The sequence below is a fragment of the Paenibacillus sp. F411 genome, from assembly GCF_017582705.1.
GTDB classification, from domain to species: Bacteria; Bacillota; Bacilli; order Paenibacillales; family Paenibacillaceae; genus Paenibacillus_AQ; species Paenibacillus_AQ algicola.
The window spans coordinates 1-13,295 of record NZ_JAGFIP010000026.1; the positions used below are offsets into that span (position 1 = coordinate 1).

14 protein-coding genes and 1 other RNA gene are annotated in these 13,295 nt (G+C 46.1%); 3 read left to right on the forward strand and 12 right to left on the reverse strand.

Annotation, left to right across the window (positions count from 1 at the left end; translation table 11 throughout):
- Positions 1-709: 709 nt before the first annotated feature.
- On the reverse strand, positions 710-1,222 hold the full coding sequence (locus JJQ72_RS20935; RefSeq protein ID WP_208204658.1) for a DUF4365 domain-containing protein: 513 nt from the start codon (positions 1,220-1,222) through the stop codon (positions 710-712).
- 307 nt (positions 1,223-1,529) lie between these two features.
- On the opposite strand from JJQ72_RS20935, the gene JJQ72_RS19255 reads away from it, so the two are divergent.
- A complete protein-coding gene (locus JJQ72_RS19255) occupies positions 1,530-1,847 on the forward strand; it encodes a hypothetical protein (RefSeq protein ID WP_208204659.1) in 318 nt (105 codons plus the stop codon).
- A gap of 62 nt (positions 1,848-1,909) precedes the next feature.
- Here the strand turns inward: JJQ72_RS19255 and JJQ72_RS19260 are convergent, their stop codons facing one another.
- The 3 genes from JJQ72_RS19260 to JJQ72_RS19270 all read right to left on the reverse strand — a co-directional run bounded on the left by JJQ72_RS19260 (position 1,910) and on the right by JJQ72_RS19270 (position 4,750).
- Positions 1,910-2,533, reverse strand: coding sequence for a copper amine oxidase N-terminal domain-containing protein (locus tag JJQ72_RS19260; RefSeq protein WP_208204660.1), 624 nt, complete (start codon positions 2,531-2,533; stop codon positions 1,910-1,912).
- Between the two features lie 701 nt (positions 2,534-3,234).
- Positions 3,235-3,678 carry a hypothetical protein gene (locus JJQ72_RS19265; RefSeq protein WP_208204661.1) on the reverse strand — a complete coding sequence of 148 codons (444 nt, stop codon included), beginning with the start codon at positions 3,676-3,678 and terminating at the stop codon, positions 3,235-3,237.
- A gap of 922 nt (positions 3,679-4,600) precedes the next feature.
- Positions 4,601-4,750: a hypothetical protein gene (locus JJQ72_RS19270; protein ID WP_208204662.1), complete on the reverse strand. Its 150-nt coding sequence runs from the start codon at positions 4,748-4,750 to the stop codon at positions 4,601-4,603.
- 211 nt (positions 4,751-4,961) lie between these two features.
- Between JJQ72_RS19270 and JJQ72_RS19275 the strand changes: the two genes are divergently transcribed.
- Positions 4,962-5,225, forward strand: a complete 264-nt coding sequence (locus JJQ72_RS19275; protein WP_208204663.1) for an AbrB/MazE/SpoVT family DNA-binding domain-containing protein — start codon at positions 4,962-4,964, stop codon at positions 5,223-5,225.
- Positions 5,222-5,629, forward strand: coding sequence for a type II toxin-antitoxin system death-on-curing family toxin (locus JJQ72_RS19280; RefSeq protein WP_208204664.1), 408 nt, complete (start codon positions 5,222-5,224; stop codon positions 5,627-5,629). Before JJQ72_RS19275 ends, JJQ72_RS19280 begins: the two co-directional genes overlap by 4 nt.
- A 177-nt stretch (positions 5,630-5,806) precedes the next feature.
- Here the strand turns inward: JJQ72_RS19280 and JJQ72_RS19285 are convergent, their stop codons facing one another.
- From JJQ72_RS19285 to JJQ72_RS19320, 8 genes are all read right to left on the reverse strand, one after another.
- A complete protein-coding gene (locus JJQ72_RS19285; protein ID WP_208204665.1) occupies positions 5,807-6,433 on the reverse strand; it encodes a hypothetical protein in 627 nt (208 codons plus the stop codon).
- The gene (locus JJQ72_RS19290; RefSeq protein WP_208204666.1) at positions 6,426-7,157 is read right to left on the reverse strand and encodes an ImmA/IrrE family metallo-endopeptidase; all 732 of its coding nucleotides are present in this window, start codon (positions 7,155-7,157) and stop codon (positions 6,426-6,428) included. Before JJQ72_RS19290 ends, JJQ72_RS19285 begins: the two co-directional genes overlap by 8 nt.
- Positions 7,157-7,492, reverse strand: a complete 336-nt coding sequence (locus JJQ72_RS19295) for a helix-turn-helix domain-containing protein (RefSeq protein WP_208204667.1) — start codon at positions 7,490-7,492, stop codon at positions 7,157-7,159. The genes JJQ72_RS19290 and JJQ72_RS19295 overlap by 1 nt, the downstream gene beginning before the upstream one ends.
- Before the next feature lie 165 nt (positions 7,493-7,657).
- Positions 7,658-8,022: a transfer-messenger RNA gene (gene ssrA / locus JJQ72_RS19300) on the reverse strand.
- A gap of 309 nt (positions 8,023-8,331) precedes the next feature.
- On the reverse strand, positions 8,332-8,811 hold the full coding sequence (smpB, locus tag JJQ72_RS19305; protein WP_138224128.1) for an SsrA-binding protein SmpB: 480 nt from the start codon (positions 8,809-8,811) through the stop codon (positions 8,332-8,334).
- Between the two features lie 249 nt (positions 8,812-9,060).
- The gene (rnr, locus tag JJQ72_RS19310) at positions 9,061-11,712 is read right to left on the reverse strand and encodes a ribonuclease R (RefSeq protein WP_208204668.1); all 2,652 of its coding nucleotides are present in this window, start codon (positions 11,710-11,712) and stop codon (positions 9,061-9,063) included.
- A 235-nt stretch (positions 11,713-11,947) separates the two neighbouring features.
- On the reverse strand, positions 11,948-12,178 hold the full coding sequence (secG, locus tag JJQ72_RS19315) for a preprotein translocase subunit SecG (protein WP_138224126.1): 231 nt from the start codon (positions 12,176-12,178) through the stop codon (positions 11,948-11,950).
- A gap of 132 nt (positions 12,179-12,310) precedes the next feature.
- The gene (locus JJQ72_RS19320; protein WP_208204669.1) at positions 12,311-13,276 is read right to left on the reverse strand and encodes a hypothetical protein; all 966 of its coding nucleotides are present in this window, start codon (positions 13,274-13,276) and stop codon (positions 12,311-12,313) included.
- Positions 13,277-13,295: the final 19 nt, after the last annotated feature.

Consider the following 13,295-nt stretch of genomic DNA (forward strand, 5'->3'; position numbering starts at 1 on the left):
ACCCGAATTTCTTCTTAAAGCCCGCTGTTTTCAAGTGCTGCAGCACTTTTAGTTCTTTGAATGCCGATTTGATTTCATTAGGAAGTTGATTCTGATGGACGTTTTGCTCTATCATGTAGAGGACACCTCTTCTGTATGGTAGTGATTGTTCGACACTCTCACTTTACCAAATGAAGTGGTGTTTTTCTATTTTGCAACGATTATATTGAATACGCGATTTCTTCAGTTACACCATGCATTTAAGACGATTTTCGCTCTGCGAAAGTTGAGATTGTAAGACATCCGCGGAAAGTATGATTTGGGGGCTATTGTCGAACACGTAGCTGCTAATAAGGCAGTTTCAACACCTCTTGTAAGTGATGCCGCTTGAATAAGAGGTATAGTGCCTGTAAGAGCTTCATTTGATGCAATTCCGAACCGTAAAACGTCAGCACCACTTATACTGACATCATGAACAATTGTAACCACGTTGCGCTCTTCAACCATCTCTAGAGTCTTAAACAGCTCGATCATTCGAATTTTATAATCACGTAAAGATTGATCCTCTGGTAGTGTATCACCTCAACTTCTTCTCCACTTAAAGAAGTAAAGTTACAAATAGATCCATAGTTGTTTTCGTATATAAATGTTCTTTTCCAACCCTTTGCTCGAAGGTACAAAGATACCTCTGTTGGCCGAAGTGAATTTATAGAATCCTTCCATTCAATAATCATAGCAGCTCCCTCCGAGCGACTCGTTCCATTAGCGACTGTACAGATGCCACATTGAAAGTTTGGTTACGTGGGATATCAATAGTAATACCTGACACATTTTCCGTTTCTGGTCGACCTTGTAGAGAAATCCAATACGCACAGTGCCGTACCAGCATATGATCCTCGCTTTGCTCTATCCACGTTTCAACTTTTTCCGGAACAAGCATCACAATAAGTATTCTAGGAACGAGCGTTATTCCCCTGAGATCCTCATAGTTTTTAACCGGCAAATTGAACTTCACGCTCTCACTTTCTGCCCTTAACTCAGCCGCGGTGGCCTTTGCCTGTACTTCAATTCTCGGAGATCGCATTAGAGCATTGTCTCCAAATGTCCCCGAGCAAGAGATCATAATATCAACACTATCGTCACCTACATCAGGTTTAGTACAACTAAATCCTGCTGCTGCAGCGACGGCTCTGATATAAGCTATACTTAGTTGTTCCTTTTTATGATTTAGAGTCAGGGGCATATCAAATGTAACAACAGCATCTTATGTACAACATGGAATTGTTCTGCACAAGCCTTGCTTGCTAACACACTTGATAACGATTCACCAATTGATCCTAGCATAGCAGCAGGTTATGTCGGGCTTGTAAAAGAGTGGACAGTACCAAACAACAGACTGATTGGTGGAGAAATTGAATTCACTCTAAAAAACACTTCCTCTTCGACAGCTCCGATGGCGTTTCGAGTACGATCGTCTGTATCAGATACTACAACAGCAAATTTAAAAAGCAACTCTACTCCGGTTATAGAACGGCTGGGTACACACCCTCGTGGATCTTGGGATTTTGCTGATATTCAAAGTAATATTAGTTTTCATTACCTTCAAAAATACATCCACTTCAGAAAGTCGGCGGATTCGAGTATTTGTCACATCAAGAGTTAGTCCATTTGGCGGTTCTGTAAAATGGCATAATAATGATGCAATTCGCATTCCAGCTTTAAAAATAGGAACTTCAGATCAAGATGCTGTTCAGGTTGTGACCTTCACATTGGCTCCTAATGCGTCAGCAACATATGCACTCACAACATCAACTGCTGGTTCACTTTCTACTCCAAGAGTTATCGCAATTCAAACTCTAGCCCCTTGATTGAAAGGCAGATAAAATTAAGCCGCTATTATAAAAAGATAGCGGCTTAATTTTATTGTTGACTATTGGTTTTTAAAGGTGAGTCCTGGGAGTACTGTATAATCGCTGATATCAAAATGTTGTATTTTCATTGATTTTATTTTTCCTTGAGCAATTTCAAAATCCCAATATTGACCTAAAAGCTTTTCTTCTTGGGAAATCACCTTCACTCTTACCTTAACGGAATCTTTCATCGTCTGGGCATCCATAATGTCATAATCAATAATAGAAGGGTACATACCACCTATTGGGATCATGTCGAATCCATCAACAGAGATTGATCTGATTAATTTATCATCACGTGTGTCAAAGCCAACCATATAAAGTGCAATCAAGTTTTTGATACTGGCCCAGTTACTAGCGCTCATGTTAAGATTTTGATCCCACACATCTTCCTGAATCTCTGACTTTCCTTTGATTATAACTGTTTGGTTCTTCTGGTCCCAACTTACATTTGCGCCAAGAGATTTTGAAATAAAGCTTATTGGCACCATAACCCGATTTTTACTCATCTGTGGTGCAACATCTGTTTTTATTTCTTCACCATTTACTACAACTTTGATTGTCCCTTTCGCAAAAACCATTCCTGCTGCAACGCTTAAAATAATTGTCAACGCAAATAACGAAATCAATAATTTCTTTTTCAATAATAGTCCCTCCAATATATACGACATACAATATTGACGTAGAAAAATGAATATAGTTACGCTTAATAATCAAATATTTGATTTAACAACATATGAGCGTTATAGGACCGAAATCTATATGTCCAGGATCCAAGTTTGTCCAACTTTTCTCCCCTACCTCAAGATTAATGATAGCATCATATGTATGAAAGGTTAAGTGAACCGACTGTAGCCCAATGGACTACAAGAAACCCTGGTAATGAGAGGCCTAAAAAGTCTGGGCTACATTTGGACTACAAATCCAGCTTATAAAAGACGAAAATGTCATTTAAACCAAAAGTTTGCCGATTATTTAAGCATATAATTGCCGATAATCAATGGCAATTGAATACTCAAATGCAATTTCCTTATTAGATTTCAATCATAAAATTGCCGAGAATAAATTATTCAATCTTTAGCTTGCCGAAAATCCCGATGGCGTAAATTTTTTGTGTACCAAGATTCGTGTTCTAGCAGGGCACAAAAAAGCCGGTTACTCGGGGTTGCGAAGCCACCAGGACCCTGACTAAAGGGATTGATTTGATGCGGTATATGTTTTAAAAAGACGTCAAACTTCGAAAAATAATTATTAGACTGACCCCTTAAAACAAACTAACAGCAGTCATAGGCGTGAAAACTATAGTCCTAGACTGCTGCTTGTTATCTGGAACCAACGGTTGCAGTTAGTTCAAAAAGGCATTGTCCGTTTCATCAATCCAATCGGTTGGTATCTGATAATACTGTACTTCCCCCCTACTTTTGCTTTCCCAATCTACCTTCCCGTTCTTTCCTTCAAGTCTGAAATAGAGATTGTTATTCATGTACTTCAGTAACATTGCCTTTGGAACAACCACAATAAAGCTATATCGAGGCACAATGCGAGCGCCTTCGCTAAACGTCCTTACTATGATCAATTTGCCACCCGCGCTGGACCTCCCTTCAAGTTTAGCAATGTGATCTTGAACCTGCCCGTACTTAATTGCTACGTCCGTGCTGGGACCCTTATGCTTAAGGTGGTTATGTCCGCGAGCTTCAATTACAAATGCATCCCTAACAAAGTTCTCAGCTGCCCATCGTTCCGCGATCTTGTATTGAAAATGATTCTTTCTGGCTTGATACCCTGGCATTATTGCATCCCCCTAATTGTTTTAATTGAAAGATACCAGAGAAATCTAAAAGCCTCAAACCGACAGTTTTTTGACAGAGAGCAACAGAAACTCTGTTTCCTCCATAATTTAAGATTCAGCAACGTTTATCACGATTTTCCATTTTCCGTATCCCCATCTCTGAGTCACGGTCATTTATCCTTCACTTCTTCCATCGGCGCATCAAGTTGTAATCATTTTCATGAAGAAAATCGACTCGATAAATGTTTACGTCCCTTTATCAAACACTGTCAGATCGCGGACATCGGGCTGACAATCCAATGGGCAACACGTGTTTCAAGAACAGCGACGTTTATGTCCCCCTGTGTCAGAATAGTTGTCGTACCTTGCGACACGAATGTCGTTTCCATGGTCATCCTGAAAAAAGACGACACGATGTCGTTTCTCAGACCGACATTGTTCGGTACCCAAATGGCAGGTGATGTCTCTCGTGACATTGGAACCTTCTACCGCCTGGCGTTGTAATGATCGCGGCGTAACCAAGGTCATGTTTTCTTTAATCCGTACTACGAAGTATTGGTGTTGCTTCGCGTATGTATCGAAACGTTCAATCTTACCGTAAGCGCGATCCTCGACCATGATAAAGTCGGGATTGGCCAGCTTTTAACCGATGGGCCCATCATGCTTGGTAGCCACCGTTTCGATAACTTTCACCGGCTGACTGGCTGTCTCATTATAAGCTACATGAAGCTTAACTCCAGCGCGTTTTCCATGGAATACGGCCCAGGGCAATCAGGTCTGGCCCACAGTGATCGTCGTCGAATCGACGATGAGCAAAGAAGTAGGGATGTGCAGCTTTCTTGGAGAATGTAGAGTAATTCACGCTCGGCAATCCACAATCCGCAGCGCGGTCTGCACCGGACCGATAACTCTCTCACTCGCCTTATGCAGCGTTCGTCAAATATTGTAGTAAGGTGAATACGGTAAAGGTTCTTCCTTTATCCTCGTAGCCAACTACTTTCACCATTTCTTTTACTTCTTCTTCGGTCAGTAGCATTTGCACTAAATTCGTAAATGGGGTAACCTGTTTCATGAGAGGTCTCCTTTTTCGAATCGTGGTGTGGTAGCTATCGATTTTACTAAATGGAAGGCCTCTTTTCAAATTATTTTCCCTGTTACTGGATAATTAACAGGCCTGTTACCTACACTAAATAGTTTAAATTTCAACTTTTTTAGTTTAAACCCTAACTGCATAACTGTATAATTGTTATAACAGCTGAATATGATGATAAGGAGGAACTCTAATGAATAGGATGATCGAGATGGAACGGAAAGTGACCAAATTCGGCAACAGCCTTGGTATAACCATGACTGATGCTTTAAAACAAATTGGACTGGACCACGGTGATATAGTCAATATTGATGTTAGCCCCGCTACTGGAGAAATTATTATTAGAAAATCAACGAAAGTATCCTTGCCTGAAGGAATTAGTGCAGACTTCATGGATACATTGACAGATGTCATTGAGGAATACGATCAAACGCTTCGAGGACTTAAAGACAGATGACCTCCACTCGCTATTTATCCGTCCAAGAAGTAATAGCTATCAATGTAGCCATGATACAAAGATATAGTATAGGAGAACATATAGGAGTTAAAGAACCTGGATTGCTCGAATCGGCTGTCCATCGACCTCAATCTTCTGTCTTTGGTGAAGATGCTTATCCTACTATTTTCGAGAAAGCTGCGGCTTTGTTCGAATCGCTTGGACAAAACCATCCTTTTCACAATGCCAACAAACGAACCGCTTTTACAGCACTGGTTGTGTTCCTGCGTTATAATGGCCTGCATTTTAAGATGGATACAAAAAAAGCCGAGGATTTTACGGTCGATATGGTTAATCATCTAATCGACCGCCCACAAACGGCTGCGATCATTGAAGCTCACTGCATCACGATCCCGAGATCATAAGACGCAAAAACACCATCCTCATGCGGATGGTGTTCATGTTGGTGGAGGCGAATCGTGGCTGTGCAAAACCACAATTCTCCGAAGTATTATAATTTGAAAATAATATCTGCACTATTGTAAATTTATCTTATTACTATAACTTATTATAGATATGTATTATGGCAAACTAGGAGTATGCTATACTTCTACTTCCGTAAGTGATAGAAGTTTCTCTAAATCGGATACTTTATCAGAAGCAACTACACTCAAATATTTCCGGACAACCCGCGGCCTCTCAATTCCTTCCTTAATCGTCTGATAGCAAAGATCGACTAGTGTATCCTGTTCGATTAACGTGTTTGTAAGTGCCTTACCATTCGTCGCATAGATGGGGGTATCTTGAATTACTTCCTGTATATCATAATCATTGCTACAAATAATTGACGCCCCCAGCAAAATTACTGCAGCCAAACTATGAATTTCTCCGAGATCATTGGTATTTTTCTGGGGACGCCCTTCCTTTATTTTCTTCTCATTTAAATCCGAAAAAGCTTTATGCATATCTGTTAAATAACTTTCATAGATCGCATAATCATCTTCTGTCAATGCCTCTTCATCATCAGGATCAAAAAGCTTCCACTTTCCTTGGTCAATATAACTCTGCACTTTTTTCCTAACATCTGATATTAATAATTCATCTAGTACTTCTTGATGGATGTAGATATCTTCATACAAAGAATCAATCCAAGAAAAAACGTCAGCAGATTTAAAAGTGGCGGCATGAATCAATATGTTAGCATCAACAAACACTTTTCCATTACGCATCGACTTCATGCCCCCTTGAAAGGGCAGCCGATTGATATTGTTCTGCAAGCTTGGGAGCAAACTTCGAAAGCTTATTTGCTGCTATAAGAATATCCAAACCTTTTTTCTCTACATTCTCTTTTACTGCATGCTCATATGCTACAAATCTTGTGTCCTTGCTTGAATAATCTGAAACCGAGATTGGAAAACCTAATTCAGATCGTTTTTCCAGCCATTCCATTTCGGTAATTTTTTTTGACGGTACATTTTCACCAAGTTCACTTAATCTCCGTACTACCGCTACATAGGGAACGTCAGCAAGGTCTGCAATTTTAAGAATAGCGACTTCGTCATCTTGCTTTTTAAACTTGTTCCATAGTTGTTTAGTGAGTTCTTTAGGTAACATTATTGCTGCCGCAAATCGGTCCGCTGCACGTTCATGATCAAAATTTCCATCCTGCATAAGACTTGCTTCTGATAAATGCCACAGTTCATGAGCAGCTGTAAAATATCGTGTTCTCAATGAATGAAAAGTATTCAAGACAACAAACTGCTCACCATTCTGATGTTGAATCGCTGCACCATAGTAATTTCCGTCTTCTACATATTGATAAATCAAATTAACCTTATCAGCAAGTAAACGTTCAATATGTGAACCAATGAATATATCATGACCTATAGCGTCTTTCAAAAAACTCACCGCGTACACCTCAGCAACTTTTTCAGCTTTTTCTCTATGATTCATCAGTTCACCTGATCATTCAAACCGATATAATCTTCAATTGCAAATAATAAGGAATCAAGTTCTCTTTTAGACCGACGATTAGAAATCGTTCCTCTCAAATGGACAGTCAATAATCCTTTTTCTCTCGATTCATCCCTAAGGAGATCCACTACTTGGGTATCCATTAATTTCGCTATTTGTTCAACGTACTGAGGTTGTAATACTCGATTTCCTGACAACAGATGTCCTACCATACCTTTACTTAACCCTAATTCATCTGCTAACCATTGATAAGGCTTCCCTTCTGCTTCTAACCAGGCTTTAACCTTTTTAACTACAATCTCCTGTGTTTTCATACATACACCACCTTATACTGTATACAAATATTATATAAAATTTTGTAGACGTATACAAATGTTTTTTATTATCTTATGCAAAATGTTGTGAAAGGATACATGACAGCGCACTAAATCATATATCAACAGCAAAAACCCACAACCTCTTGCGGTTGTGGGTTTACATGGTGGAGGCGAGGGGAGTCGAACCCCTGTCCGAAGATAACGACAACACAAGCTTCTACGGGTGTAGTCACGGCTTTGATGTCACCCGAGTATCGCCCCGTAACCGGCTATACGTTGGGTCAGCCTGATTGTCTTCTTCAGCACACCCCAGGCGGAGATGTGACAGCGTATCCCACTAAAGTTGAGCCCTCATCCCGGTACATGGGCGATACAGAGCGAGAGCACGCTCACAGGTTATTAAGCTGCGAAAGCGTAGTTGTTTTGTTGTTTGCCGTTTAATAGGCTTTAGCGTTGATGAAGTGGACGCGTCCCCACTACCCGCTACTCATGCCCGAACTACCCCCGTCGAATCCAAGAACGCCCCCTTAATAAGGTGAACCTCGCGGTTAAGCAAAGCCTCACACAAAAAAGGGATAGATGGATTAGATCTGAAGATGATCAAGCCAAGCAGATTCATCTATTCCAAAACCCTTTCCCTCCAAGAAAGGATTTCGAAGCAACAAGCTTGTTGTCAAAGATCTTAATAAAGATCAAGGATCGCTTACATCAGTTAGTATATCACATTATCTATCAAAATGATATACAGATCACAGGGAAAGCAGCTAAATGCTGCCAGCCCGTGTGATTATGCTTATGAAACCGTAGAATTACCGCTTCTTCCTCATGCGGCAGACTTACCGCGCCACCTTCTGCTTCTCCCGCAGAGCCCGCTGAATGTCACGCTGAGCATCCCGCTTCGCAGCGGTGTCGCGCTTGTCATACTGCTTCTTACCCTTACCGAGGCCAATCAGCAGCTTCGCATAGCCGTTGCGGATATAAATCTTCAGCGGCACAATAGAATAGCCTTCCTGCTTGGACAAGCCGAGCAGCTTGTTAATCTGGACTTTATGCAGCAGCAGCTTGCGTGTTCGCGTCGGGTCCAGCGGATTGCTGCGGTTTCCCTGCTCGAACGGGCTGATATGCATGTTGTGGATATGAACCTCACCGTTCCGAATCGTGGCAAAAGCGTCCCCGATGTTCGCACGCCCGTTGCGCAATGACTTGATCTCCGTTCCGGTCAGCACCATGCCGGCTTCATACGTATCTTCGATGAAGTAATCATGGGAAGCTTTTTTGTTCTGGGCCAGAACCTTCCCGTCACTTTTCTTACCCATAGGATCACTCCTTAGCCTCATAAATATATGGTCACCCTAGTGAAAAAAGACCTCCGGTAAACGCATCCTGACAGCGGTTCACCAGAAGTCTATTGTATCAACTGCATCCTCCAAAAGCAAGGCGGGGCCTGCCCTCCGGCATCGGTGACCCCCGCAAATACACTAGAGTCTCATTGCCGCACTTTAGCCGAGGAATTTGGCCTAAAAGGAGCAGCGAAGGGTGTCCCTCCGCTTTTCTGCCTGACACCCTTACTTTTTGTTCTTCCGTACAAAAGCTGCCGTGCCGCCGCCCTTCTTGCGCTTGCGGCCGCCACCGCCATTTCCCGGACCAGGCGATGCGCCTTCCCCGATAAAAATGCCGCTGCCAGACGTCTTCTTGCGCCGGCTGCCGCCTTTGCCGCTGCCGGCATTGCGATCGAAGCCGGTCGAGCTCGCGCCCTGCGAGCTGTAGCCGCCCTTGCCGCTGCCAAAGGCGAAGCTGCGCGGCGTCTCCTCGCTGCGGCCCAGGCTCACGCCGCCACCGCTGCTGCCGCCTGCAGCGCCACCGGCACCGCCGGCGTCACCGCGCTTGCTGCGCCTTGGCTTTCCGCTCGCCTCGCCGGCTGCGGCGGGCTGTGCATCGCCGCCGCGCTTGCCGCGGCCGCCCTTGGCCCCGCCGCGCCCGCCATGATCGCGGCCTCCGAAGCCTCGGCCGCCACCGCCAGCACCGCCAGCACCGCCGCTGCGCTTGCCGGCGCCGCCTCCGAAGCCGCCTTCACGGCGCGGTTTCATATCCACCATCTCGAAATCGATGGTGTGCTCCTCCATGTTCACGTTCGCCACGCGAACCTTGACCTCATCGCCGATACGGAACATTTTGGACGTCCGCTCGCCGATAAGCAGCATGTGACGCTCATCAAAATGATAATAATCGTCGCTCAGCGCGCTAAGGCGGATCAAGCCCTCAACCGTATTCTCCAGCTCGATAAACATGCCGAAGCTTGTTACGCTGCTGATCATGCCCTCAAACTCTTCGCCTACCTTATCGAGCATATACTCCGCTTTCTTCAGCGCCTCGGTGTCGCGTTCGGCATCCACTGCCACACGCTCCCGCTCGGAGGATTGCTGAGCAATATCCGGCATTTTAGCGCCCAAATATTCCTGACGCTGCTCCGTCAGCGTATTGCCGTTCTCGAACACCTCGCGAATGACGCGGTGAATGACGAGATCCGGGTAACGCCGGATTGGGGAGGTGAAATGCGAGTAGAACTCCGCCGCCAGTCCGAAATGCCCCGTGCTCTCAGCATCATATTTCGCCTGCTTCATCGACCGGAGCATCATCGTGCTCAGTACAGTCTGCTCCTTCGTGCCCTGAATGTCCTCCAGCAAGTTCTGCAGCGCGCGCGGATGAATCGAATTGCCCCGTCCCTTGACATGGTGTCCGAAATTCGCCGCAAACGCCATAAAATTCTGCAGCTTCTCCGGGTCCGGCTCCTCATGAATCCGGTACAGGAACGGCACCTTCAGCCAGTGAAAATGCTCTGCCACCGTCTCATTCGCCGCCAGCATGAACTCCTCAATAATCTGCTCGGCGATGGAGCGCTCGCGCTTCACAATATCGACCGCCTTGCCGCTCTCATCGACAATGACCTTGGATTCCACAAAATCAAAATCCACCGCGCCCCGCCGCATCCGCCGGTCCCGCAGCTTCATTGCCAGCTCGCGCATGAGGCGGAAATCATCGACCAGCTCGCTATAGCGCTCGATGAGCTCCGGGTCCTCGTCCAGGAGAATTTTGCGCACATTGCTGTACGTCATCCGTTCCTTCGTCTTAATCACGCTCGTAAAGACGTCATGCTTGACGACCTTCATCTGCTCGTTAAATTCCATCTCGCACGACAGCGTCAAGCGATCCACCTGCGGATTCAAGCTGCAGATGCCGTTCGACAGGCGGTGCGGCAGCATCGGGATAACCCGGTCAACCAAATAGACACTGCAGCCCCGTGCATACGCTTCCTGATCCAATGCCGACCCTTCCTGCACATAGTAACCGACGTCGGCAATGTGTACGCCCAGCCTGTAATGGCCGTTAGGAAGACGCTCCACGTTCACGGCATCATCCAGGTCTTTCGCGTCCTCGCCGTCAATCGTCACAATGTTCAGCCCGCGCAGATCCCGTCTGCCCTGCTTCACAATCTCTTCCTCGGTAATGGAGCTCGGCGCCTGCTCCGCTTCAGCCAGCACCTCTTCCGGGAAGCCCTCGGGCAGCTGATGCTTGCGGATGATGGACAAAATATCGACGCCCGGGTCATCCTTATGCCCCAGCACCTCCACCACTTCACCTTCCGCCGCTGCACGGCCTTCCGGATAGCTGAGCAGCTTGACGACGACCTTTTCGCCGTCCACTGCTCCGTTCATTCCTTGTCTCGGGATAAAAATATCCCGGTTAATCCGCTTGTCATCCGGAATGACAAAGCCATACACCTCATGGTTCTGAAACACACCCACAATCTGGGTTACCGCACGCGTAACGATCCGGACGACCTCACCTTCCAGCTTGCCCCCGGCATGGCTTTGGGAGGTGACGCGCAGTAGCACAATATCTCCGTTCATTGCGCTTTTCAGGTCATTGGCATGGATGTATACATCAGGATGCTCCCGATCATCAGGAATCAGGAAAGCAAAGCCCTTCGCATGAGCTTGGATCCGTCCGCGCACCAGGTCCATCCGCTCCGGCACTCCGTAGCGGTTCGTGCGGGTCAGCAGAATTTGTCCCGATTGCTCCAGCTCATTCAGCAGCTTCAAAAATTCGCGGAAATCTCCCGCATCCTCAATCCCGAAATGCTGCTCCAGCTCCTGGTATGTCATCGGCTTATAGGCGGTTTCCCGCATAAATTCCAGTAATGTCTGTTCTGTTATCATCTTTTCACCTCAAGAAAACGTGGCATAAGTGTAAACCTGTATTCATCCAACCTTTACCTATATATACCCATAACCTAGTATACACGAATTTAATCGAAGGTATCCTTAGGTCAGGCTCCAGGGAAAGCCGGAGTGGGAAATCATTCAATCTCAGGAATTATGTACATTGGAAAAATGGTATAAAAAAACCTCCGCTCTCTTCCGAACTGAAAAAAGCGAAGGTTCTATGTTCATTCTATTTCAGCATCGCGACAATAACAGCAGTGACAATAAAGCCTACAGCGATGACAACGGTGGTGCGCTGCAGCACCAGGTCCATCCCGCGAGCCTTCGTCTTCCCGAAAAGATGTTCAGCACCGCCGGAGATGGCACCAGCAAGACCCGCACTTTTACCCTTCTGAAGAAGAACGACCACGATCATAGCGATCGAAAAAATAACCAGCAGAACCTCCCAAAACATTACCATACCTTCCACCTCCCAAGCGAGTAAACATCATCAATATAAAAAACACCATTATTATTCTACCACAGTGAATTGCAGGTTGACAAGAAAGATAAAGCGACTTCCGGCTCTTTGCCTTATCCCAAAAGCCTATTCTTACCTTAACTTGAGTTCGTTTATTCCAGATTTACCACAATGGCGCGATCGAGTTTGGTTTTTCGCGTTCGTTGGGCGCGGGAACCGCCCACCGCCGCATCGAGTTCGGTTTTTAGCATTCATTTGCTCCAGAACCACCCACCGCCGCATCGAGTTCGCTTTTTCGCGTTCATTTACTCTAGAGCCACCACAACGGCGCATCGGGTTCGGTTTTTCGCATTCGTTGGGCGCGAGGGCGGCATGCGGACGCATCGAGTTCAATTTTTCGCATTCGTTGGGCGCGAGGGCGGCATACGGACTCATCGAGTTCGGTTTTTCGCATTCATTTACTCCAGAACCACTCCAGCGGCGCATCGAGATCGGTTTTTCGCGTTCGTTAAGCGCAGGATCGGGCGGCGCGCCCATCGAGTTCGGTTTTTCGCGTTCGATGGGCGCGGGAACCGTCCACCGACGCATCCGGTTCGCTTTTTCGCGTTCGTTGGACGCGGGAACCTCCCACCGCCGCATCGAGTTCGCTTTTTCGCGTTCATTTACTCCAGAACCACCACAACGGCGCATCGAGTTCGGTTTTTCGCGTTCGTTGGGCGCGAGGGCGGCATACGGACTTATCGGGTTCGGTTTTTCGCATTCATATACTCTAGAACCACTCCAGCGGCCCATCGAGTTCAGTTTTTCGCATTCATTTACTCTAGAACCACTCCAGCGGCGCATCGAGATCGGTTTTTCGCGTTCGTTGAGCGCGGGGGTGGCATACGGACTCATCGGGTTCGGTTTTACGCATTCATTTACTCCAGAACCACCACAACGGCGCATTGAGTTCGGTTTTTCGCATTCGTTGAGCACGGGAACCGCCCACCGCCGCATCGAGTTCGCTTTTTCGCGTTCGTTGGGCGCGGGAACCGCCCACCGACGCACTCGGTTCGTTTTTTCGCGTTCATCATGCGCGGCAACCTCCTGCAGCTGCATCGAGCTCTACGAGGCAAAA

Bases quoted from the DNA above. Each gene is read 5' to 3' on its own strand.
- JJQ72_RS19295 (WP_208204667.1), bottom strand. From the start codon at position 7,492: ATGAAAACACAGGAGATTGTAGTTAAAAAGGTTAAAGCCTGGTTAGAA.
- smpB (WP_138224128.1), bottom strand. From the start codon at position 8,811: ATGGGTAAGAAAAGTGACGGGAAGGTTCTGGCCCAGAACAAAAAAGCT.
- JJQ72_RS20935 (WP_208204658.1), bottom strand. From the start codon at position 1,222: ATGCCCCTGACTCTAAATCATAAAAAGGAACAACTAAGTATAGCTTAT.
- secG (WP_138224126.1), bottom strand. From the start codon at position 12,178: ATGGTAATGTTTTGGGAGGTTCTGCTGGTTATTTTTTCGATCGCTATG.
- JJQ72_RS19285 (WP_208204665.1), bottom strand. From the start codon at position 6,433: ATGCGTAATGGAAAAGTGTTTGTTGATGCTAACATATTGATTCATGCC.
- JJQ72_RS19320 (WP_208204669.1), bottom strand. From the start codon at position 13,276: ATGCAGCTGCAGGAGGTTGCCGCGCATGATGAACGCGAAAAAACGAAC.
- JJQ72_RS19270 (WP_208204662.1), bottom strand. From the start codon at position 4,750: ATGAAACAGGTTACCCCATTTACGAATTTAGTGCAAATGCTACTGACC.
- JJQ72_RS19265 (WP_208204661.1), bottom strand. From the start codon at position 3,678: ATGCCAGGGTATCAAGCCAGAAAGAATCATTTTCAATACAAGATCGCG.
- JJQ72_RS19280 (WP_208204664.1), top strand. From the start codon at position 5,222: ATGACCTCCACTCGCTATTTATCCGTCCAAGAAGTAATAGCTATCAAT.
- JJQ72_RS19275 (WP_208204663.1), top strand. From the start codon at position 4,962: ATGAATAGGATGATCGAGATGGAACGGAAAGTGACCAAATTCGGCAAC.
- rnr (WP_208204668.1), bottom strand. From the start codon at position 11,712: ATGATAACAGAACAGACATTACTGGAATTTATGCGGGAAACCGCCTAT.
- JJQ72_RS19290 (WP_208204666.1), bottom strand. From the start codon at position 7,157: ATGAATCATAGAGAAAAAGCTGAAAAAGTTGCTGAGGTGTACGCGGTG.